Genomic DNA, 19,483 nt, shown 5'->3' with positions numbered 1-19,483 from the left:
AGGACCTAGCCGAGCGCCTGCTCCAGATCGGCGAGCAGATCGTCAACGGTCTCGATGCCGACTGACAGTCGCACGAGATCGGCTGGTACTTCAAGCGGGGAACCCGCGGCGCTCAGGTGTGTCATCTGACCCGGGTGCTCGATAAGCGACTCGACTCCGCCCAGTGACTCCGCGAGCACGAAGAGTTTCGTCCGGTTGCAGATGTCGATCGCCTGCTGCGGACCGCCCGCCGCCCGGAACGACACCATCCCACCGAAGCGGCGCATCTGCTTGGCCGCGGTCTCGTGCCCGGGATGCGACTCCAGGCCCGGGTACAGGACATCCGCCACCGCGCGGTGGCCGGAAAGGTACGCCACGATGCGCTCGGCGTTGTCGCAGTGCCGGTCCATCCGTACGCCGAGGGTCTTGATGCCGCGCAGCGTCAGCCACGCGTCGAACGGGCCGTTGATCGCGCCCATCGCGTTCTGGTGGAACGCCAGCTGCTCGCCCAGGTCCTCGTCGGCCGTGATCAGCGCACCACCGACCACGTCGGAGTGCCCGCCCAGGTACTTCGTGGTCGAGTGCACCACGACGTCCGCGCCCAGGCCCAGCGGCTGCTGCAGGTACGGCGAGGCGAACGTGTTGTCGACCGCCAGCAACGCGTCGTACTCGTGCGCGAGCGCGCCCAGCGCGGCGACGTCGGCGATGCCGAGCAGCGGGTTGGTCGGGGTCTCCGCCCAGATCAGCCGGGTGTGGCCGGGACGGAACGCTGCCCGCACCGCGTCCAGGTCGCCCAGCGACACGGCCGTCCAGTCCAGCCCCCAGTTCTCGGCGACCTTGGCGAACAGCCGGTACGTGCCGCCGTACGCGTCGTCGGGGATGACCACGTGGTCGCCGGGGCGGCACACCGTACGCAAGAGGGTGTCCTCGGCCGCGAGGCCGCTGGCGAACGCCAGCCCGCGGCGGCCGCCCTCGATCGCGGCCAGGCATTCCTGCAGCGCGTCGCGGGTGGGGTTGCCGGACCGGCTGTACTCATAACCGAGGCGCGGGGAGCCCACGGCGTCCTGCGCGTAGGTACTGGTCTGGTAGATCGGCGGCACCACCGCGCCGGTCCGCGGCTCCGGCTCCTGGCCGGCGTGGATGGCGAGAGTGTCGAAGCCGTACTGGTTACCCGTCATGCCGGCCAAGGCTAGTCTGCTGCCGTGCCCGACTGCCTGTTCTGCGGAATCGTGGCGGGGACCGTGCCGGCATTCACGGTCGCCGACGGTCCCGACGCGGTGGCGTTCCTGGATGTCCGCCCGGTCTTCAAGGGCCACGTGCTGGTGGTGCCGCGCCCGCACGTCGGCCAGCTCGGCGAGCTGGGTGCCGAGCTGTTGCCCGGGTTCTTCGCGCAGGTGCAGCGGGTGGCGCGGGCGGTTCCGGACGCGCTGGGGTCGCAGGGCACGTTCGTGGCGATGAACAACGTGGTATCCCAATCGGTGCCGCACCTGCATGCGCACGTGGTGCCGCGAACCAAGGGTGACGGCCTGCGCGGCTTCTTCTGGCCGCGCCACAAGTACGCCTCCGACGACGAGGCCACCTCCTACGCGACGCGCATCACGGCCGCCCTGCGGTAGTCCGCCGCTGACATTTCCTGAGTGATATTCGGCAAGTTCCGGGCGAGTTGTGCGAGGCACGGTACTCGGTATGATCTCACGGATTTAAATGATTGGCTGCGCGCCAGCCTTCCTGGCGGAAATGTCTCCACTGTGACCGGTGGGCCCGCGTTTCCGCTGCCCGGTAAGCACCGCGTGCGATACCGGTGTCGGTGATCACCGACAAATTCGGGGAACAGAAAGGACAACGCGACGGGCAGGGTGCCGAGCCAGCCGATCACGGTCGAACTGGGCCGCACCGTCAGCGTGACGTGGGTGGTGCCGCACGCGGACCGCGACGCCGCTCTCCTGCGGTTGCAGACGCCGGTCACCACGGTCGCCCCGGTGTCGCTCGCCACGGCCGCTCCCGCCGCCGGGGACGTCCTGCGCGTGGTCGGGTACGGCCGCACCGCTGACACGTGGGTGCCGGATCAGAAGCAGCGGCTGGGCCAACAAGCCCCGCATCATCACCGGCGACTTCAACGGCGCCGGCAAAACCGACATCATCGCCCAGAACGCCGAAGGCGAACTCCGCGCCTGGGCCTCCCGAGGCGACCTGACCACCGACAGCAAGCTGTTCACCGGCCCCGGGCTGGCCGTGGGCACCGGCTGGACCGTCAGCGCCCGCCCACGGATCCTTTAGGTGTCATCCCGGCGCGGCCGCCCGCTGTGGCGGCGCGCCGGGGAAACGCCGTCCGACGCCGGTCGGGATCCCGGGTAAGGATCGCCGGGCGGGCGGCGTTACGCAGGGCGGATGAAGGGAGTTGGCCGTGTTCCTGCGGTACAAGAAGCTTGAGCTGCCCACACCCGAGCAGGCGCTGCCGGGTCGCCCCCTGGCGATGCCGGTCGCGGCGACGCACACCGTGCTGGGTACCCCGCTGAAGGGCCCATGGCCGTCCGGGTACGAGACCGTCGTCTTCGGAATGGGCTGTTTCTGGGGCGCCGAGCGGATCTTCTGGCGCCTGCCCGGCGTCCACTCGACCTCGGTCGGCTACGCGGGCGGGACCACCCCGAACCCGACGTACGAGGAGGTCTGCTCGGGGATGACCGGGCACGCCGAGGTCGTCCAGGTGGTGTACGACCCGGCGAAGATCAGCTACGAGCAGCTGCTCAAGACGTTCTGGGAGAACCACGACCCGACCCAGGGCATGCGGCAGGGCAACGATGTCGGCACCCAGTACCGGTCGGCGATCTACACCACGACCGACGCCCAGGCGCGGACGGCCGAGGCGTCGCGCGAAGCGTTCGCGCCGGTGGTGCGCGCGGCCGGGCACGGCGAGATCACCACCGAGATCACCCCGCTGGGTACGTACTACTACGCCGAGGACTACCACCAGCAGTACCTGTCGGACGCGAAGAACCCGGACGGCTACTGCAACCACGGCCCGAACGGAATGTCCTGCCCGATCGGCGTCGGCAAGTCCGCCTGACAAGGCATTGCTGGCCCCCTCCTGTGTACGTACACTCGTACGTACACAGGAGGACGACATGACCACCGCGGCATCGGCCCGATTCGAGTTCCGTCTGCGCCCAGAAGCGAAAAGCCGCATCGAGCAGGCGGCTGGCCTCGTGCATGAGAGCACGTCAGACTTCGCGCGGACCGCCGCCGAGGAGCGCGCCAACCGCGTGCTGCAGGAGCATCTCGTCGCCACCGTCGTGCCTGCCGAGTTCTTCGAGGAACTCCTGCAGGCTCTTGACGCCCCAGCCCAGGCAAACTCCGCCCTGCAGCGCGCCGCAGAGCGGGCAGGCAGCGTCGTGGAACGGCGGTAGCGTTCGTGGCCTTCATCAGCGATGCGCTGAGCGAGCACCACGTCACAGAACACTTCGACAGCGGCAAGCCCGATCTCGACAGCTGGCTCAAGCAGCATGCCCTCACCACCGAGGCGCGCCGCACCGGCCGGACTTTCGTCTGGCACGACGATGAACGGGTCGTCGCCTACTACACGATCGCCGCACACCTGATCGTGCGCGAGGAACTTCCACGCGTACTCGGGCGGGGAAATCCTGGTCAGATCCCCGCAGTGTTGCTGGCCCGGCTCGCACTCGACAAGGCACTGCACGGTCAGGGCCTCGGCGGCGCCCTTCTCGCGGACGCACTGCAGCGCATCGTCGTCGCCACCCGCACGGTCGCCGCTCGGTTCGTGGTCGTCGACGCGATCGATGAAGCCGCCCACGGGTTCTATCTCCATCACGGCTTCCGTGAGATACCCGGCACGATGCGGCTGATCCAGAAGGTCAGCGACATCGCCGCAGCCGTCGCGCCGTGAACCGGTAACCCGATCCGGGCGCCGACCCACGGCGCCCGGACCAGGGTCCCGTCACTTCAGGGACTTCAGTGTGCCGCGCGCGCTGCGGGCCGCCTCGCGGATCGGCTGGACCTGGGCGCGGATCGCGTCCCCGTCCGGTCCGGGCTGGATGGCCAGCAGCTTGTCGACCTGACCGGTCAGCGACCGCTCCACCGCGTCGAGCTTGGCCTGGTCGACGCCCGAGCGCCCCTCCAGCTTGGCGACCACGGCCAGCTCGGTGTCGATCGCCTTGGTGAGCCGGACCTTGGGTCCGGTCAGGATGAAGACGCGGAAGTCGTCGACCATGCTCTGCGCGTCGGTCTTGACCGCCGCCGCGGTGCTCTCCCCGGCGACCTTGGCGCGCAGGGCGGTGAGCCCGGCCCGCTGGTCGTCGATCAGCTTGTCCAGCGCGGCGCGGTGCCCGGCCTGCACCCTGCCGGCCTTGCCCAGCGTGGCGTCGAAGCGCTGGAGCGCGGCGAGGCGCTTGTCGATCCGGGCGGTGACCACGGTCTTGGCCTTGTCGAGGGGCTTGTCCGCCACGTCGGCGCGGGCGGGCGCGCCCGCGCCGAGGGTGACGGCGAGCGCGGCGGCGCCCACCACGACGGTACGGGGGATGCGGTTCATCGGTGTCCTCATCTCTCAGTCCTGGTCCTCGGCCGGCTGCTGGTCGCTGGACAACTGCCGGTCGACCTCGTCCAGCAGGCCGTCGACGTCCGGGCTCGGCCCGGCGTCTTCGGGCCCGGCGGCCTGGGTGCGCGTCACCCGCGACGTCGGGGTGGACGCGGTGGCGGCCGGAGCCGGTTGCCGGGTCGCGGCCGCCGGCTGCTCGGTGGTGGCCGGTTCGGCCGGCGCACGGTGGCGGGCACAGCCGCCGGCCAGCAGCACCGTGGCCGCCAGCGCGATGGCGAGGGTTCGTCTCATGACCGAGGATCCTTGGCTCGCACCGTCAGCGGATGGCGAGCGGTTCGTAAGGATCAGGTCAACCCGCATTCACCACCCGTGTGGGCGAAAAAGATCGACACCCGCCGAGGCTCAACGGACACTGGTACCTGCGGACAAACCAGGAGGTTGCGCCACGGGAGGGGCACACATGACGGAGTTCATGATCGACAACGACGAGGGCGAAGAGCTCAGCTGGACGCTGGCCGAGTCCCTCCTCGAGAAGGCACGCACCATGATGCAGGAGGCGGAGACAGCCCTCGAGTCGTTCGTGACGGGCAAGGAACTGAACCGGCAGTTGTGCTCGAGCCGGGGCATCGGCGAGTCCGACGCGGAGATCCGCTGGAACAACACCGCCAAGGCCCGCAAGGCCCTCGCGGACACCACCTTCAACACCACCCAGGCCACGATGTACTACGGCGCCGCCACCGCGAATTTCTCCCGCGCGCTGTACCTGCGCAGCCATCGCCGGGAGCCGGTGTGAGCCCTGTGCCGCGAGCGCCCCGGCAGGCAAGATAGACAGAATGGAGAGCGCCACTGAAACCGAGCGCAAGTACGACGTCCCCGCGGACTTCGAGCTGCCACCGCTGACCGGTGTCGGCGGCGTGAGCCGGACGAGCGACGCCGAGACCCACAACCTCGACGCCACCTACTTCGACACCGAGGACCTCAGGCTCGCCCAGCACCGGCACACGCTGCGGCGGCGGACCGGCGGCTCGGACGCCGGCTGGCATCTCAAGACGCCCGGCGACGGCGCGACCCGCACCGAGCACCGGCTCCCGCTCGACGCGGGCACCGACGAGGTGCCCGGCCCCCTGCAGGCACAGGTGCGGGCGATCGTGCGGGACCGCGACCTGCGCCCGGTGGCCCGCCTGCGTACCGTGCGGCGGGAGACCCCGCTGTGCGACGACGACGGACACACACTCGCGCTGGTCGCCCAGGACACCGTCACCGCCGAGACCGACGCCGGCCGGCAGCACTGGCAGGAGCTGGAGGTCGAGCTGGTCGACGGCTCCAAGAAGGTGCTCACCGCGGTGGAACGTGCACTGCTGGCGGCCGGTGCGACCCCCGCCGGCGGGCCCTCGAAGCTGGCCCGCGCGCTCGGCGACCAGCTGCCCGCCCCCGGCCTGGGCGGCGACGGGCGGCCCGACCCCGTGCTGGCGTACGCGCGGGCCCAGCGCGACGCGATCGAGGCGTACGACCCGGGGGTACGGCGGGGCGAGCCCGAGGCGGTGCACAAGATGCGGGTCGCGACCCGGCGCCTGCGCAGCACCCTGCGTACGTTCAAGGCCTGGTTTCCGCCGCAGGCCGCGGGCCCGGTCACCGACGAGCTGAAGTGGCTGGCCGACCTGCTCGGCGCGGTCCGCGACGCCCAGGTGCAGTCACACAAGCTCCTGGCCACGGTGGATCGGGAGGGTCCGGAGTTCAGTACCGTCGCGCGGCGGATCCGGGAGCACCTGCGGGACGCGGAGACCCGTGGCCGGGCGGCGCTGACCGAGCAGCTCGACAGCGAGCGGTACCTGCGCCTGCTCGACGTGCTCGACGCCCTGGTCGACGCGCCCGCGGGCAGCGACGCCAACCCGAAGGGCCGGGTCCGCAAGGCGCTGGCCAAGGCCGACCGGCTGCTCGACCAGGCCCACGCGGACGGGGTCGACGCGGAACTGCACGACGCCCGCAAGGCGTACAAGCGGGCCCGCTACGCCGTCGAGGTGCTCGCCGGCGGCGCGGGCAAGCCCGGCGCGAAGCTGGTCGACAGGCTGACGGACCTGCAGGACGTACTGGGCGGGCATCAGGACTCCGTGGTGGCCCGGGAGCTGCTGCGCGAGCTGGCCGACGCCGCCCGCGCCGCCGGCGAGGACGGCTTCCCGTACGGGGTGCTCTACGCCCGCCAGGAGCGCGTCGGCGACGACACCCTGGCGCAGCTGTCCGCCGTCGAGGCCGCGTCCCGCCGCCCCAAGCTGCGTGGCTGGCTCGGCTGACGCCCGGCTGGGTAAATACCGTTGTCGTGTTTCGGCACCCTGACTACGGTGGGCGGTACACGCGAAAGGAGGTGGTCCGACGTTGTATAGCTACGGGACTCGTGAGGTGGCTGTCCGCTAGGCCGCTGTCCTCGACAGCAGAATGAAACCCCATGTCGAGACCGTGTGGCAGCGGTCCCGGCCGAATACCAGACAGCCACCCGACCCCCGGGGTTCCGGCCTTGTCCGACCGGACCGCGCTCCTCGCGAGCGCGGAGAACCCCGGGGGTCGCTTCATGTCCCCGGAAGGGCGGACGGACCCGATGCGCGAACTCGTCGTCCTCGGCACGGCCAGCCAGGTGCCGACCCGGCACCGCAACCACAACGGCTACGTGCTGCGCTGGGACGACGAGACGATCATGTTCGACCCCGGCGAGGGCACCCAGCGCCAGATGCTGCTGGCCGGGCTGGCCGTGAGCCCGCTCACCCGGATCTGCATCACGCACTTCCACGGCGATCACAGCCTCGGCCTGCCCGGCGTCATCCAGCGGATCTCCCTGGACAAGGTGCCGCACGCCGTCGCGGTCGCCTTCCCCGCGAGCGGCCGGGAGTACTTCGACCGGCTGCGGCACGCCACCAGCTTCTGGGACAACACCGACCTGCGGCCCGAGCCGGTGGGCGCGGGCTTCGCGGTGCAGACGTCCGCGGGGCGGCTCACCGCGCTGCCGCTGCGGCATTCCATCGAAACGTACGGGTACCGCCTGGTCGAGCCGGACGGCCACCGGATGCTGCCGGACCGCCTGGCCGCGCACGGCATCACCGGGCCCGCGATCGGCGAGCTGCTGCGTACCGGCCGGCTGGACGGGGTCACCCTGGCCGAGGTGAGCGTGCCGCGGCCGGGCCAGCGCTTCGCGTTCGTCATGGACACCGGCCTGTGCGACTCGGTGTACGCCCTCGCCGAGGGCGCCGACCTGCTGGTCATCGAGTCGACCTTCCTGGCGGCGGACGCCGCGCTGGCCGCCCAGGTGGGTCACCTCACCGCCGGTCAGGCCGGGGCCGTGGCCCGCGAGTCCGGGGTACGCACCCTGGTGCTCACCCACTTCTCCCAGCGCTACCCGGACCCGCGCGCGTTCCTGGACGAGGCCCGCGCGCAGTTCACCGGCGAGATCGTGCTGGCCGAGGACCTCATGCGGGTGCCCGTACCGGCCCGGCTACCGTCGGGCGATGACCGTCCTGCTGCGCCCCGCCGTTGAGGCCGATCCGCCCGCCGTCGGTGCCCTGCACTTCCGTTCCCGGCGCAGCGCGTACGCGGGGCTGTTCTCCCCCGAGGCGTTGAACCACGGCTCGCCCACGGCGCTCGGCGAGTGGTGGGCGGAACGGTGGCGCTGGGAGCGGGAGACCCACCGCCTGACGGTCGCGGACGCGGACGGGGAACTGGTCGGCTTCACCTACCTCGGGCCGACCCCGGACCCGGGCGTCACCGAGCTGTACGCGATCCATGTCGCCCCGGAACGGGTGGGCCGGGGCGTGGGGCGGCTGCTGATGCTGGACGCCCTGCCGCACCTGGGCGCGCGGGCCGTGCTGTGGGTGCTCGACGGCAACACCCGGGCCCGGCGTTTCTACGAGCGCGGCGGCTGGGTGCCGGACGGTGCGACCCGCGACCAGCCGATGGGCTCCGAAACGGCTCGTCAGCTGAGGTATTCGCGCACTCGGACGGACTGACGTCGCGCGTGCGCGACGAAAGGAGGGCGGGAACGCGCGACCGAGTGAATGCGGGGGAACCTGTGGTCGCGCGCTCCCGCCTACCGCGCCCGCCCAAACCGGGGGTTGCGCCTGGCCGGAGGCGCTGACCGGCGGAGGCGTGCCGGTCGATCCAGTTTCCTGGGCGGGTCTTCGCGGGATGCCGGTGTGCTGGCGGGGCACAGCGGCGTCACCGCCGGGGAGGCGTCGTACGGGCCGGGGAGGGCTGGGCCCGCCGGGGGACGGCCGGGCCGCCGTACGACGTCGCGGTTTTCTGTTGTCGTCAACCGGGTCTGGCGCCGATCTCCGTGTGGGTCAGCCGAACGCCCCCCGGTTGGCACGGTGGCGGGGCGGCGGTTCGTGTGCCGTGCGGTTGGCGGCCCGCCGGGCCCGCCGGTCCGCCCCGGCCGGACCCGCCGTACGGCGGCGGTCGAGGTTGTCGCGCAGCCCGGCGTGCAGTCCCGTGGGGCGGATGCTGTTCAGGTCGTGCCGTAGGGTCCACGCCTCCCGCCACGGGCGGCGCGCGGCGGTGTTCGCCCGTTCGGCGAGCCGCCGTGGTGCGCACGGCCAGCGCCGTCCACACCAGACACAGTTGAAGTCGGCGTCCGGCCGGTCGTGGCGGCCGAGCAGGTGCTGCGCGTCGCGCCAGAGCAGCCGATCCACGATGTCGGCCGGTTCAGTCTGGTCGACAGAGACCATTCCTCACCCCTCCGTCAGCAGTGGCGTATGTCCGTCACGACACATACAACTCCGACCACCGGCCCAGCGGTCGGACTTTCTGTGCGATTGCCCCCACTATGCGTTACGGCGGCTGCGATGTTCGCCGTGGGCGGACGATCAACGGGCATGACCCGGCGCGGGGGCGGCGTTGACGGCGGCATGGATACCGAACGCCCGGACGCCGAGGCGCAGGCCCTCGACGCCTACAGCCGGGTGGTGACCGGGGTGGCCACCCGGCTGCTGCCCTCCGTCGCGGCTCTGGCCGTCCGCACCCCGCGCGGTCCCGGCGCGGGGTCGGCCGTCACGTTCACCGACGACGGGTTCCTGCTCACCAACGCGCACGTGGTGTCCGGTGCGGTCGGCGGCACCGCCGAGTTCGCCGACGGCACCGAGAGCGCGTTCGATGTGGTGGGCGCCGACCCGCTCTCCGACCTCGCGGTGGTGCGGGTGCACCACCGCGGCGCGCCCGCGGCCCCGCTGGGCGACGCCGACCTGCTGCGCATCGGCCAGCTCGTCGTCGCGGTCGGCAACCCTCTGGGCCTCGCCGGCTCCGTCACCGCCGGGGTGGTGTCGGGGCTCGGCCGTTCGCTGCCGACCCGGGACGGCCGCCGGACCAGGATCATCGACAGCGTCATCCAGACCGACGCCGCCCTCAACCCGGGCAACTCGGGTGGGGCGCTGGCGGACGCCGCCGGCACCGTGGTCGGCATCAACACCGCCGTCGCCGGTTACGGCCTGGGCCTGGCCGTACCGGTCAACGCGACGACCCGGCACATCGTCGGGGAGCTGGTGTCCCACGGCCGGGTCCGCCGGGCCTGGCTGGGCATCGCCGGGGTGCCGGTCCCGCTGCCGCCGCCGATCGGCGCCCGGCTCGGCCAGCGGATCGGCCTGCGGGTCGTGGAGGTGGTCCCGGGCAGCCCCGCCGGCACGGCCGGGATCTACCTCGGCGACATCCTGGTCAGCGCGGGCGGGCAGCCGGTGCAGAGTGTCCAGCGGTTGCAGCGGCTGATGCTCGGCCCGGCGATCGGCACCCGGCTGCCGGTGACCGTGTTGCGCCGCGACGCGTTCGTCGACGTGGTGACGGTGCCGACGGAGCTGGCGTAGGGGTCCGGCGCCGGGGAGCGGCGGCCACCTGCGTGGACTCGCGCCCGGCGGCACGCCGACGGCGCCGCCACCTGGGCGGCGCCGTCGGGCGGGCTCAGCTGAGGTGGGCCAGCAGGTCCTGCCGGGTGAGCACCCCGGCCGGCTTGCCGTCGATGAGCACCATGGCGGCGTCGGCGTGCTCCAGCAGGGTCACGGCCTCGCTCACCGGCTGGCCGCCACCGATCATCGGCAGCGGCTCGGCCATGTGCCGCTCGATGGTGTCGTGCAGGTGCGCCTGACCGGTGAACAGCGCGTCCAGCAGCGCCTTCTCCGCGATCGAGCCGGCCACCTCGCCGGTGACCACGGGCGGTTCCGCCTTGAGCACGGGCAGCTGGCTGACGCCGTACTCGCGCATGTAGTCGATCGCGTCCCGGACGGTCTCGGTCGGGTGGACGTGCACCAGCGGCGGGATGTCGCCGCTCTTGTTGCCGAGCATGGTCGCCACCGTGGGCTCGTCGCCGCCGGTGGTGAGGAAGCCGTACCGGGCCATCCAGCCGTCGTTGAAGATCTTCGACAGGTAGCCGCGGCCGCCGTCGGGCAGCAGGACCACGACCACGTCGTCCGGTCCGGCCCGGCGGGCCGCCTCCAGCGCGGCCACCACGGCCATGCCGCAGGAGCCACCGACCAGCAGCCCCTCCTCGCGGGCGAGGCGGCGGGTCATCTCGAAGGAGTCCTTGTCGGAGACCTCGATGATCTCGTCGCAGATGTCGCGGTCGTAGGTCGTCGGCCAGAAGTCCTCGCCGACACCCTCCACCAGGTACGGCCGCCCGGTGCCGCCCGAGTACACCGAGCCCTCCGGGTCGGCGCCGACGATCCGTACCGGGCCCTGTTCCTTGAGGTAGCGCCCGATTCCGCTGATGGTGCCGCCGGTGCCGACCCCGGCCACGAAGTGGGTGATCTTCCCGGCGGTCTGGGTCCACAGCTCGGGGCCGGTCTGCTCGTAGTGCGAGCGCGGGTTGGCCGGGTTGCTGTACTGGTCGGGCTTCCACGCGCCGGGGATCTCGCGGGCCAGCCGGTCCGAGACGTTGTAGTACGAGCGGGGGTCCTCGGGCGCCACGGCGGTCGGGCAGACCACGACCTCCGCCCCGTACGCGCGCAGCACGTTCTGCTTGTCCTCGCTGACCTTGTCGGGGCAGACGAAGACGCAGCGGTAGCCGCGCAGCTGGGCGACCAGGGCCAGACCGACGCCGGTGTTGCCGCTGGTGGGTTCGACGATCGTGCCGCCGGGCTGGAGCGCGCCGGACTTCTCGGCGTCCTCCACCATCCGCAGCGCGATGCGGTCCTTCACGGACCCGCCGGGGTTGAAGTACTCGACCTTGGCAAGGACGGTCGCGGCGATGCCCTCGGTCACGCTGTGCAGCCGGACCAGGGGCGTGTCACCGATCATCTCGACGACGTTGTCGTAGTAGCGCACGCCTTAGCCTAACGACGACTCAGGGCACGACGGAGCCGGGGATCACCGAAGCACGCTGGCGTTCCCATGCCAGGAACCGTTCCGTCTCGCTGAGTACGGTCCCGGCCAGCCAAGTGATCATGATGGCGTCGTCGGCCAGCCCGAAGACGAACATGACCGCCTCCGGTACGAGGTCGACCGGTGACACCACGTATGCGGTGGCCGCCGCCATCAGGGCGATCCGCTTGCCGCCGTCGTACTCGCCGCGCATCGAGGCCAGCACCATCCGGGGCACTGCGGCCAGCCGGGCGCCGATGGACGGGCCGCCGCGGGCGCCGCTCGTCAGGGCCCGGGCGAGTGCGGTGAAGGCCGCCGTACGCTTCAGCGTCTTTGCCATGGTCAATCCCCTCTCCTGAGTCCAGGATGACGCGGTGCCGCCACCGCTGCCGAGCGATGACGGCTCCGGGATGGTTTCGTGCCGACTGAGTGAACTCTGCGTCGGGTAGGTGGCGACCCCGACCACGCTGTCGTACCCGCGCGCTAGCCTCTGAATTCCCACCATCGCGGGACTTGTTTTGATCCAACCGGATCGGGCACGTCTCACCGAGCGACCGCGAGGGAGACAGTGGAACAGGTGTTCAGAGCCGCGTTCGGCCCCGCCCGGGCCCGCGGGATGACGAAGGACGACTGGCGGCGCGCCCGTCGCCTCGCGGGCGGCGTGACGGGCGCGGCCGCCGGTCTGACCCTGCTCTCGCTCGGCGTGCTGCTGCGCCAGGCCGCGGACGCCCGGCGGGTGATCCCGATGGCCGAGGCGCCCCCACCCCGCGGCGACGGGCTGTACGGCGCGAAGTTCCCCGGCAAGCCGCTGACCATGGTGATCCTGGGCGACTCCTCCGCCGCCGGGTACGGCGTGCACCGCCCCCGGGAGACCCCCGGCGCCCTGTTCGCCACCGGGGTGTCCCGGCGGCTGCACCGGCCGGTCCGGCTGTATCGGCTGGCCGTCGTGGGCTCCGTCTCGGCCGGCCTGCCGTATCAGGTCGACGCCGCCCTGGAGTACGACCCGGATGTCGCGATCATCCTGGTCGGCGGCAACGACGTCACCCACGTGTCGGCCCGCACGGCCGCCGTGCGGCATCTCGCCGCGTCGGTGCGCCGTCTGCGCGCGACCGGCTGCAAGGTCGTGGTGGGCACCTGCCCGGACATCGGGGCGATCCAACCGATCAAGCCGCCCCTGCGCTGGGTGGCCCGGAGCTTGAGCCGCCAGCTGGCCGCCGCGCAGACCATCGCGGTGGTGGAGGCCGGCGGGCGCACGGTCTCGCTGGTCGACCTGCTGGGTCCGGCCTTCGAGGCCGATCCCGTGCGGATGTTCAGCTCCGACCGCTTCCACCCGTCCGCCGAGGGGTATGCCCGGGCGGTCGCCGTGATGATGCCGACCCTCGTGGCGGCCCTCGGCGAGGACGACGAGGACCGGCCCCCGCTGGCCACCGGCGAGGGCGTACGCAGCCTGCCGGCCGCCGCGCAGGAAGCGGTCCGCGCGGCGGGTACGGAGGTCAGCGCCGCCCGGGTCGACGGGCACGAGCGGGGCCCCGCCGGGCGCTGGGCGCAGTTGCGCCGGCACCCCTGGTTCGGGGAACAACGCCTGTGGTTCGGCCACCGGGCCCCGGCCCGGCCGGGGAATCCGGCAGTGGGCGCACGGGTTGCGGGCGGGGCGGCTGGATCCACGCCAGGCGCCGTAGGGTGGACACCGGAGGATCATCAGGCGACCGTGGACTGACCCCGTCATCGGCCGCCGGCCCTCCGGCACCGGTGACGACCGGGGAGTGACCCAGGGAGGCGACATGACGAGCTTGGCGGGACGCATCGGCAAGGCGGCGGCGACGACGCTGTTCGCCGGCGCCGTGGGTGGTTTCGCCCTGCTGGCCGGGGAGGCGCTCGCGGCCAAGAGCAGGCGCTACGCCAAGCCGACGATGGGTCTCGCCCTGCGTACGTCGATGGGTCCCACCGCGGCGCCGCGGCTGCGGCTGATCCTGCTCGGCGACTCCGGCGCGGTCGGCGTCGGTGTCGAGTGGCTCTCCGAGACGGTCGGTGGCCAGCTGGCCCGGCTGCTGGCCGACGGCTCGCCGGAGACCGGTGAGCGGCACGTGCTGCTCTCCAGCGTCGGGGTGGCGGGCTCGCGCTCCAGCGATCTGGCCACGCAGGTGGCCCGGGCGTTGCTGGGTGACCAGCCCGACGTGGCGGTGATCCTGATCGGCGCGCACGACGCCACCTCGCTGCGAGGGCCGGAGGAGTCCGCGGAGCACCTCGGCGCGGCGGTGCGCCGGCTGCGCGAGTCGGGCGTGCAGGTGGTGGTCGGCACCTGCCCGGACCTGGGGGCGATGCGCGCGATCGCGCAGCCGCTGCGCCAGCTCACCGGCTGGCTGGGGCGCCGGATGGCGCGGGCCCAGGCCCAGGCGGTGCAGGCGGCGGGCGGCGCGGTGGTGGACCTGTGCGAGGAGACCGGAGCCGTGTTCCGCGCCGACGCCGGGACGTTCTGCTACGACGGCTTCCACCCGTCCGCGGACGGCTACCGGGTATGGGCGCATGCGCTGTATCCGGCGGTCGAGGAGGCGGCATTGGCCGCAGGACGCCCAGCCGCGGAAAAGTAGGACATTTCGGTGTGACGCGATTGTCCTTCCTCGCCAAGTTACCGTTCAGTTAACGTAGGTGAATGCCGGAAGCTGTCATCGTTGCCACTGCCCGCTCCCCGATCGGCCGTGCCGTCAAGGGCTCGCTGCGGGAACTGCGCCCGGACGATCTCACCGCCACGATCGTCGACGCCGCGCTGAACAAGGTCCCTCAACTGGACCGTACGCTGATCGAAGATCTTTACCTGGGCTGCGGCCTGCCCGGCGGTGAGCAGGGCTTCAACATGGCCCGCGTCGTCGCCACCCTGCTCGGGCTGGACGGCCTGCCGGGCGCCACGCTGACCCGGTACTGCTCGTCGTCGCTGCAGACCACCCGGATGGCGCTCCACGCGATCAAGGCGGGCGAGGGCGACATCTTCATCTCCGCCGGCGTCGAGACCGTGTCCCGGTTCGCCCGCGGCAGCTCCGACGGCCTGCCCTCGGAGGCGCAGGCTCTGGTCGGCGGCGGCTGGGAGAACCCGAAGTTCGCGGACGCCCAGGCACGTTCGGCCGCCGCGGCACAGGGCGGCACCACCTGGCACGACCCGCGCGAGGACGGGAACGTCCCGGACATCTACCTCGCGATGGGGCAGACCGCCGAGAACCTGGCCCAGCTCAAGGGCGTGACCCGCGAGGACATGGACGAGTTCGGCGTACGCAGCCAGAACCTCGCCGAGAAGGCCATCGCGGACGGCTTCTGGGAGCGCGAGATCACTCCCGTGACGCTGCCCGACGGCACGGTCGTCTCGACCGACGACGGCCCGCGTTCCGGGGTCACCATGGAGGCCGTGTCGGGGCTCAAGCCGGTGTTCCGTCCGGACGGCCGGATCACCGCGGGCAACTGCTGCCCGCTCAACGACGGCGCCGCCGCCGTGGTGATCATGAGCGACACCAAGGCCCGCGAGCTGGGGATCACCCCGCTGGCCCGGATCGTCTCGACCGGCGTGACGGCGCTGTCCCCGGAGATCATGGGCCTCGGCCCCGTCGAGGCGTCCAAGCAGGCGCTGAAGCGGGCCGGGATGACCATCGACGACGTGGACCTCGTCGAGATCAACGAGGCGTTCGCGGCGCAGGTCATCCCGTCGTACCGGGACCTGAACATCCCGATCGAGAAGCTGAACGTGAACGGCGGTGCCATCGCGGTGGGCCACCCGTTCGGCATGACCGGCGCGCGGATCACCGGCACCCTGCTCAACTCGCTCGAGTGGCACGACAAGAGCATCGGCCTGGAGACCATGTGCGTCGGCGGCGGCCAGGGCATGGCCATGGTGCTCGAACGCCTCAGCTGAGACCTCCGCCGGGTCCGGGTGCCATGGGGCGGCCGGGCTCGGCGGGCTTCACCACCGGCCGTGGTGCGCCCCGGCTCCCGGGGCCGCCCGGCAGGAATCTGCTTCGCCGGGTTGCCATCCGGACCGCTCGCGCATAGTCAGAGTGAGAGCGGGAGAGGGAGAGGCTCAAATGGTCGCAATGGGGCGCAAGGGCACGGATGACACCGACAGACTGTGTGCCGCCGAGGCCGTACAGTTTCTGACTCCCGATCTCCTCGAGTTCCTGGCCGACCTGTACGGGGCACCGGCGTCGATCGCCCAGGGCGCGGTACAGCTTCTGCCGTTCGGGTCGCGGGCGGCGTTGCTGGCCACCGGGCTGGTCACCGCGCTCGACGACGGTGACGGTCCGGCGCACGAGGAGATCCTGCAGCTCACCGACCTGGCGTTCGAGGTAATCGCGATGGCCGCCAGCGCCGCCGCGAGTGAGCAGATCGACGAGCTCGCGGCGCACGCGGCCGCGATCGTCGCGGCGCGGCAGCGCGGCTGACCGGGGCGTGACCTTACGCCGTCTCGGCGATCACCGCGTGTGCTGCAACGCGGTGATGTACGAACGCAGCCGCCGCAGGGCCTTGCCGACCCCCTCGTGACTGAGCCCGAGGACCTGGGCGCAGGCCCGGTTGCTGGGGGCCTTGCCGGTGCGCTGGATCTGGTCGAGCAGGTGGGTGGCGACCCTGATCGCGGTGGCGTCGCGCCGGTGATAGGCCAACGCCATCGCCTGCTGGATGATCTCCGGCGTGGCCGCTTCGTCCAGCCGCGCGGCGGCCTGCTCGTCGGTCATGGCCAGGAGCCCGGGGTGCGAGGTGTCGACCGGCACGGTGCGCTGGGCGCGCCGGATCGCGGCGAGCGCCTCGTTCGAGGCGATCTTGACGAGGTAGCCGGCCGGGTTGCGGGCCTCGTCGACCAGGCCGCGGCGGCCACTCTCCACCAGCCGGGCCACCGCGTCGTTGGCGATCTCGTCGAGGTCCGCACTGCTCAGCGGGGGGCTGTAGCGGCCCTGCAGGTAGCGGCGCAGCGCCGTGACGCCGCGCTGCAGCGTCTGCGAGGTCACCGCGGTGGGCGCCCGCAGCAGCCCGAGGACGAGGAACTGTATGGGGTCGTCGGGTTCGGTCGCGGTGGCGGTGTCGTCCATGGTTCAGGGCGCCCGGTGCAGCAGGCAGTGGAAGTCGACCAGGGCGTTGTGCACATCGTCCTCACTCAGGCCCCGGCCGCGGCCCTTCAGCTTGTCCAGCACCTCCCGCGCGGTGGGCACCATGCCGTCGAGCTCGGCCATGTCCAGGTACTGCGTCATGATCAGCGCCTCCATGATGCGCCTCTCATGCACCAGGAGGTGGATGCCCCACCGGATCGCGGCCGCGTCGAAGCCGCCGCCGAACACGGTGTCGGCGAACAGGTCGTCGTAGTCGCGTCCCCTCGAGTCGATCTTGCCGTTGGTGCGCAGCCACGCCAGGGCGGCCCGGTTCGCGTCCGCGCGCAGGCCCTTGGCGACCGCGGCGCTGCGCGAGTCCAGGACTCCCCGCCAGCGGGCCACCACCCCGGCCACCAGCGTCCGGACGACGGGTGCCGGAATGCGGTCGGAGAACCGCTCATGGACGTGCCGATCCAGGTCATCGAGCAGCGACGCCACGGCCGACGACCGGCCGGATTGCCGCTGCGTATCGCCCCGTTCTGAATCGACCACGACGCCCCACGTCCGAAAAGCCGGAAATAGCCAGGTGAATCCGCGGTAACAGCGCCGTTTATGCTACGGGAGCCGCACCATCGCCAAACCTGGCTATTTCCTGACACCCGTGGGGACCTCGTGTCGCTTGTGTCACTTGCCGTCGCGATTGTCGTCGCGGCGGTGTTCGCGGTCTTCGGCTTCCCGTTCCGCTTCTACCAGTGCTGGTTCAGCTGGAGTCGCATCGGCGCGCCGGCCGGCGTCCTGCTCTACATGGCCCTGGCCGGTGGGGGCGGCGGCGGCATCGGCTGGCTCACCGCGTACCTGGCCAACGTGCCGCCCTCCAGCGTCCCCTTCATCGACGGGCTGTTCTACGGCGTCGCCGGCGCCCTCGCCGTACGCGCCGACTTCCGCTCCGGGCCGGGCGTCACCCGAGGCCCGCAGGAGGTGCGCGGAGCCGCGTCGCTGCTCGGCAAGGGGATCGAGTGGACCACCGGCCTGCTCGACGAGGTCACCTGGCGCCGGGTCAAGTACTGGCTCGACGCCCGGACCGACGACCAGCTCCTGGTCGTCGCGTTCGACATCGTCCACGAGATCAGGGCCGACAACGCCATACCCCCGCCCGCCAAGAAGGTCATCGGCAAGGAGGCGGTCGACGCCATGCAGGCCCTCCACGAGGCCGACGACGACGTGAAACGCGCCGAGGGCCGGTCGCGGCTCACGCACTTCTGCCGAAGCCAGATCGTCAGCCAGCACATCACCAAACCGGTCTAGCCCAGCGACGTGGCTCCCCCGTCAGCCCGTCACAGGACGCGGCGCAGGGCATCCACCTCGACGCCGGCCTGTGCGAACACGTGCGCGCCCGGCTCGGCGGCCAGCAGGTCGTCCGAGGTGACGCGCAGTTGGTCGGGCAGCACCGGATCGGTCAGCCGGGGCACGGGACGGCGCGGCCGCCCCTCCGCGTCCGCGGCGAGGTCGGCGAGGCTCTGGACGAGCGCGTACGCCAGGTCCGCCTTGGTCGGGCCGAGCGGCGTGTGCACCCACCAGCGGCCCTGCTCCCAGTGGCCGACCTGGTTGAGCAGCCGGTCGACGTTGGTGGCGAACTCCTGCGCGGTCACGCCCGCGACCCTACCGCCGCGCCCCGCACCTACGGGACAGCGCCCGGTCCGTGACGACACGGGCCGGGCGCTGTTCGCGGCGAGAGACGAACCGTCAATCGTCGCCTTGCAAGATGCTCAACAGGCGCAGGATCTCCAGGTAGAGCCAGATGAGGCTCACCAGGATGCCGAACGCGGCGGTCCACGAGTACCGCTGCGGCAGGCCCATCCGGACGCCCTCCTCGACCTCGGCGAAGCTCAGGATGAAGCTCAGCGAGGCGACGACGATGCACACGATGCTGAAGATGATGCCGAGGGCACCATTGCCGCGCAGGCCCGTGTTGATCCCGAAGATCGACAGCACGAAGTTGATCAGCATCATGGCGAACAGACCCGCCATGACGGCGATCATGCCGCGGACGAACTTCGGCTTGGCCCGGATGACGCGGGCGCGGTACAGGATCGCCATCAGGAAGAACACGCCGAACGTGGCGACGACCGCCTGCAGCACCACACCCTGGTAGCCGGCGATGTTCTCGAAGTACTTGCTGACCATGCCGAGGAAGACACCCTCGACCACGGCGTAGGTGACGACGAGTGCCGGGTTGGCCACGCGGGAGAAGGAGATGATCAGGCCCAGCACCAGGCCGACCATCGCCGCACCGATCCACGCGGCACGCAGCATCGTGTCCGGGACCAGGTTCCACGCGGCGGCCGCGGAGATGCCGGTGATACCCAGCAGCACCACGGTCTTGACGACGACGTCGTCGATTGTCATGGGCTGCACGGCGGGCGGAGCGGCAGGGTACCCGGCAGCGGTCGGGTACGGCTGCCCGTACCCCGGCTGACCGGCGGGCCCGTACGCTCCGTACCCGGCCGTCCCCTGGCGCTCGGCCGCCTGGCCGAGGCGCGACAGCACCGGGTTGGAAGTCTTCACTGTGTCCAGC

Annotated in this window: 25 protein-coding genes; 15 read left to right on the top strand and 10 right to left on the bottom strand. The window is 71.7% G+C overall.

What is annotated here, in order from left to right; genetic code table 11:
• Nucleotides 1-5: 5 nt before the first annotated feature.
• Complete coding sequence (locus EV385_RS19745; protein WP_130510799.1) at nucleotides 6-1,157, bottom strand: cystathionine gamma-synthase; 1,152 nt, start codon at nucleotides 1,155-1,157, stop codon at nucleotides 6-8.
• 24 nt (nucleotides 1,158-1,181) lie between these two features.
• Here EV385_RS19745 and EV385_RS19740 point away from each other — a divergent pair, with 24 nt between their 5' ends.
• The 5 genes from EV385_RS19740 (at nucleotide 1,182) to EV385_RS19720 (ending at nucleotide 3,880) form a co-directional block, all read left to right on the top strand.
• Complete coding sequence (locus tag EV385_RS19740) at nucleotides 1,182-1,595, top strand: HIT family protein (protein WP_130510798.1); 414 nt, start codon at nucleotides 1,182-1,184, stop codon at nucleotides 1,593-1,595.
• Nucleotides 1,596-1,835: 240 nt separating this feature from the next.
• A complete protein-coding gene (locus EV385_RS36135; protein ID WP_423203072.1) occupies nucleotides 1,836-2,495 on the top strand; it encodes a trypsin-like serine protease in 660 nt (219 codons plus the stop codon).
• Nucleotides 2,384-3,043 carry a peptide-methionine (S)-S-oxide reductase MsrA gene (msrA, locus tag EV385_RS19730; protein ID WP_130510797.1) on the top strand — a complete coding sequence of 220 codons (660 nt, stop codon included), beginning with the start codon at nucleotides 2,384-2,386 and terminating at the stop codon, nucleotides 3,041-3,043. The genes EV385_RS36135 and msrA overlap by 112 nt, the downstream gene beginning before the upstream one ends.
• Nucleotides 3,044-3,101: 58 nt before the next feature.
• Nucleotides 3,102-3,383 carry a type II toxin-antitoxin system TacA family antitoxin gene (locus EV385_RS19725; protein WP_130510796.1) on the top strand — a complete coding sequence of 94 codons (282 nt, stop codon included), beginning with the start codon at nucleotides 3,102-3,104 and terminating at the stop codon, nucleotides 3,381-3,383.
• Nucleotides 3,384-3,388: 5 nt separating this feature from the next.
• Nucleotides 3,389-3,880 carry a GNAT family N-acetyltransferase gene (locus EV385_RS19720; protein WP_207229876.1) on the top strand — a complete coding sequence of 164 codons (492 nt, stop codon included), beginning with the start codon at nucleotides 3,389-3,391 and terminating at the stop codon, nucleotides 3,878-3,880.
• 51 nt (nucleotides 3,881-3,931) lie between these two features.
• Here EV385_RS19720 and EV385_RS19715 read toward each other — a convergent pair whose 3' ends face one another.
• Nucleotides 3,932-4,522: a hypothetical protein gene (locus EV385_RS19715; protein ID WP_130510795.1), complete on the bottom strand. Its 591-nt coding sequence runs from the start codon at nucleotides 4,520-4,522 to the stop codon at nucleotides 3,932-3,934.
• A 15-nt stretch (nucleotides 4,523-4,537) separates the two neighbouring features.
• Entirely contained in the window at nucleotides 4,538-4,819 is a 282-nt protein-coding gene (locus tag EV385_RS19710; protein WP_130510794.1) for a hypothetical protein, read from the bottom strand.
• A 169-nt stretch (nucleotides 4,820-4,988) separates the two neighbouring features.
• Here EV385_RS19710 and EV385_RS19705 point away from each other — a divergent pair, with 169 nt between their 5' ends.
• The 4 genes from EV385_RS19705 to EV385_RS19690 all read left to right on the top strand — a co-directional run bounded on the left by EV385_RS19705 (nucleotide 4,989) and on the right by EV385_RS19690 (nucleotide 8,517).
• Nucleotides 4,989-5,321: a hypothetical protein gene (locus EV385_RS19705; protein ID WP_242624965.1), complete on the top strand. Its 333-nt coding sequence runs from the start codon at nucleotides 4,989-4,991 to the stop codon at nucleotides 5,319-5,321.
• A gap of 40 nt (nucleotides 5,322-5,361) precedes the next feature.
• Nucleotides 5,362-6,816, top strand: a complete 1,455-nt coding sequence (locus tag EV385_RS19700) for a CYTH and CHAD domain-containing protein (protein ID WP_130510793.1) — start codon at nucleotides 5,362-5,364, stop codon at nucleotides 6,814-6,816.
• 302 nt (nucleotides 6,817-7,118) lie between these two features.
• Complete coding sequence (locus EV385_RS19695) at nucleotides 7,119-8,048, top strand: ribonuclease Z (RefSeq protein ID WP_130513430.1); 930 nt, start codon at nucleotides 7,119-7,121, stop codon at nucleotides 8,046-8,048.
• Complete coding sequence (locus tag EV385_RS19690) at nucleotides 8,020-8,517, top strand: GNAT family N-acetyltransferase (RefSeq protein WP_130510792.1); 498 nt, start codon at nucleotides 8,020-8,022, stop codon at nucleotides 8,515-8,517. Before EV385_RS19695 ends, EV385_RS19690 begins: the two co-directional genes overlap by 29 nt.
• Nucleotides 8,518-8,850: 333 nt before the next feature.
• On the opposite strand, the gene EV385_RS35165 is transcribed toward EV385_RS19690, so the two are convergent.
• Complete coding sequence (locus EV385_RS35165) at nucleotides 8,851-9,234, bottom strand: hypothetical protein (protein WP_242624964.1); 384 nt, start codon at nucleotides 9,232-9,234, stop codon at nucleotides 8,851-8,853.
• Between the two features lie 147 nt (nucleotides 9,235-9,381).
• Between EV385_RS35165 and EV385_RS19680 the strand changes: the two genes are divergently transcribed.
• Nucleotides 9,382-10,359, top strand: coding sequence for a S1C family serine protease (locus EV385_RS19680; protein ID WP_242624963.1), 978 nt, complete (start codon nucleotides 9,382-9,384; stop codon nucleotides 10,357-10,359).
• A gap of 94 nt (nucleotides 10,360-10,453) precedes the next feature.
• Here the strand turns inward: EV385_RS19680 and EV385_RS19675 are convergent, their stop codons facing one another.
• The gene (locus EV385_RS19675; RefSeq protein WP_130510791.1) at nucleotides 10,454-11,812 is read right to left on the bottom strand and encodes a cystathionine beta-synthase; all 1,359 of its coding nucleotides are present in this window, start codon (nucleotides 11,810-11,812) and stop codon (nucleotides 10,454-10,456) included.
• A gap of 19 nt (nucleotides 11,813-11,831) precedes the next feature.
• Nucleotides 11,832-12,188, bottom strand: a complete 357-nt coding sequence (locus tag EV385_RS19670; RefSeq protein ID WP_130510790.1) for a YkvA family protein — start codon at nucleotides 12,186-12,188, stop codon at nucleotides 11,832-11,834.
• A gap of 276 nt (nucleotides 12,189-12,464) precedes the next feature.
• Between EV385_RS19670 and EV385_RS19665 the strand changes: the two genes are divergently transcribed.
• The 4 genes from EV385_RS19665 (at nucleotide 12,465) to EV385_RS19650 (ending at nucleotide 16,269) form a co-directional block, all read left to right on the top strand.
• Nucleotides 12,465-13,565, top strand: a complete 1,101-nt coding sequence (locus EV385_RS19665) for an SGNH/GDSL hydrolase family protein (RefSeq protein ID WP_130513428.1) — start codon at nucleotides 12,465-12,467, stop codon at nucleotides 13,563-13,565.
• Between the two features lie 64 nt (nucleotides 13,566-13,629).
• Complete coding sequence (locus EV385_RS19660) at nucleotides 13,630-14,436, top strand: SGNH/GDSL hydrolase family protein (protein WP_130510789.1); 807 nt, start codon at nucleotides 13,630-13,632, stop codon at nucleotides 14,434-14,436.
• A gap of 62 nt (nucleotides 14,437-14,498) precedes the next feature.
• Nucleotides 14,499-15,743, top strand: coding sequence for an acetyl-CoA C-acetyltransferase (locus tag EV385_RS19655; protein ID WP_130510788.1), 1,245 nt, complete (start codon nucleotides 14,499-14,501; stop codon nucleotides 15,741-15,743).
• A gap of 169 nt (nucleotides 15,744-15,912) precedes the next feature.
• The gene (locus EV385_RS19650; protein WP_130510787.1) at nucleotides 15,913-16,269 is read left to right on the top strand and encodes a hypothetical protein; all 357 of its coding nucleotides are present in this window, start codon (nucleotides 15,913-15,915) and stop codon (nucleotides 16,267-16,269) included.
• Nucleotides 16,270-16,299: 30 nt separating this feature from the next.
• On the opposite strand, the gene EV385_RS19645 is transcribed toward EV385_RS19650, so the two are convergent.
• Nucleotides 16,300-16,911 (bottom strand): RNA polymerase sigma factor, encoded by a 612-nt coding sequence (locus EV385_RS19645; protein ID WP_130510786.1) that lies wholly within the window; start codon nucleotides 16,909-16,911, stop codon nucleotides 16,300-16,302.
• Nucleotides 16,912-16,914: 3 nt separating this feature from the next.
• Entirely contained in the window at nucleotides 16,915-17,460 is a 546-nt protein-coding gene (locus EV385_RS19640) for a hypothetical protein (protein WP_130510785.1), read from the bottom strand.
• Between the two features lie 120 nt (nucleotides 17,461-17,580).
• Here EV385_RS19640 and EV385_RS19635 point away from each other — a divergent pair, with 120 nt between their 5' ends.
• Nucleotides 17,581-18,213 carry a hypothetical protein gene (locus tag EV385_RS19635; protein WP_130510784.1) on the top strand — a complete coding sequence of 211 codons (633 nt, stop codon included), beginning with the start codon at nucleotides 17,581-17,583 and terminating at the stop codon, nucleotides 18,211-18,213.
• Nucleotides 18,214-18,242: 29 nt separating this feature from the next.
• Here EV385_RS19635 and EV385_RS19630 read toward each other — a convergent pair whose 3' ends face one another.
• Nucleotides 18,243-18,557 (bottom strand): hypothetical protein, encoded by a 315-nt coding sequence (locus EV385_RS19630; protein ID WP_130510783.1) that lies wholly within the window; start codon nucleotides 18,555-18,557, stop codon nucleotides 18,243-18,245.
• A gap of 94 nt (nucleotides 18,558-18,651) precedes the next feature.
• Nucleotides 18,652-19,473 carry a Bax inhibitor-1/YccA family protein gene (locus EV385_RS19625; protein WP_130510782.1) on the bottom strand — a complete coding sequence of 274 codons (822 nt, stop codon included), beginning with the start codon at nucleotides 19,471-19,473 and terminating at the stop codon, nucleotides 18,652-18,654.
• Between the last annotated feature and the right edge of the window lie 10 nt (nucleotides 19,474-19,483).

Origin of the sequence: Krasilnikovia cinnamomea, assembly GCF_004217545.1 — a bacterium.
Classification (GTDB): Bacteria; Actinomycetota; Actinomycetes; order Mycobacteriales; family Micromonosporaceae; genus Actinoplanes; species Actinoplanes cinnamomeus.
This window is presented reverse-complemented; position numbering and strand designations above follow the sequence as displayed.

Bases quoted from the DNA above. Each gene is read 5' to 3' on its own strand.
- EV385_RS19715 (WP_130510795.1), bottom strand. From the start codon at position 4,522: ATGAACCGCATCCCCCGTACCGTCGTGGTGGGCGCCGCCGCGCTCGCC.
- EV385_RS19670 (WP_130510790.1), bottom strand. From the start codon at position 12,188: ATGGCAAAGACGCTGAAGCGTACGGCGGCCTTCACCGCACTCGCCCGG.
- EV385_RS19725 (WP_130510796.1), top strand. From the start codon at position 3,102: ATGACCACCGCGGCATCGGCCCGATTCGAGTTCCGTCTGCGCCCAGAA.
- EV385_RS19645 (WP_130510786.1), bottom strand. From the start codon at position 16,911: ATGGACGACACCGCCACCGCGACCGAACCCGACGACCCCATACAGTTC.
- EV385_RS35165 (WP_242624964.1), bottom strand. From the start codon at position 9,234: ATGGTCTCTGTCGACCAGACTGAACCGGCCGACATCGTGGATCGGCTG.
- EV385_RS19680 (WP_242624963.1), top strand. From the start codon at position 9,382: ATGACCCGGCGCGGGGGCGGCGTTGACGGCGGCATGGATACCGAACGC.
- EV385_RS19705 (WP_242624965.1), top strand. From the start codon at position 4,989: ATGACGGAGTTCATGATCGACAACGACGAGGGCGAAGAGCTCAGCTGG.
- EV385_RS19690 (WP_130510792.1), top strand. From the start codon at position 8,020: ATGACCGTCCTGCTGCGCCCCGCCGTTGAGGCCGATCCGCCCGCCGTC.
- EV385_RS19650 (WP_130510787.1), top strand. From the start codon at position 15,913: ATGGTCGCAATGGGGCGCAAGGGCACGGATGACACCGACAGACTGTGT.
- EV385_RS19660 (WP_130510789.1), top strand. From the start codon at position 13,630: ATGACGAGCTTGGCGGGACGCATCGGCAAGGCGGCGGCGACGACGCTG.
- EV385_RS19745 (WP_130510799.1), bottom strand. From the start codon at position 1,157: ATGACGGGTAACCAGTACGGCTTCGACACTCTCGCCATCCACGCCGGC.
- EV385_RS19655 (WP_130510788.1), top strand. From the start codon at position 14,499: ATGCCGGAAGCTGTCATCGTTGCCACTGCCCGCTCCCCGATCGGCCGT.
- EV385_RS19665 (WP_130513428.1), top strand. From the start codon at position 12,465: ATGACGAAGGACGACTGGCGGCGCGCCCGTCGCCTCGCGGGCGGCGTG.
- EV385_RS19700 (WP_130510793.1), top strand. From the start codon at position 5,362: ATGGAGAGCGCCACTGAAACCGAGCGCAAGTACGACGTCCCCGCGGAC.
- EV385_RS19710 (WP_130510794.1), bottom strand. From the start codon at position 4,819: ATGAGACGAACCCTCGCCATCGCGCTGGCGGCCACGGTGCTGCTGGCC.
- EV385_RS19695 (WP_130513430.1), top strand. From the start codon at position 7,119: ATGCGCGAACTCGTCGTCCTCGGCACGGCCAGCCAGGTGCCGACCCGG.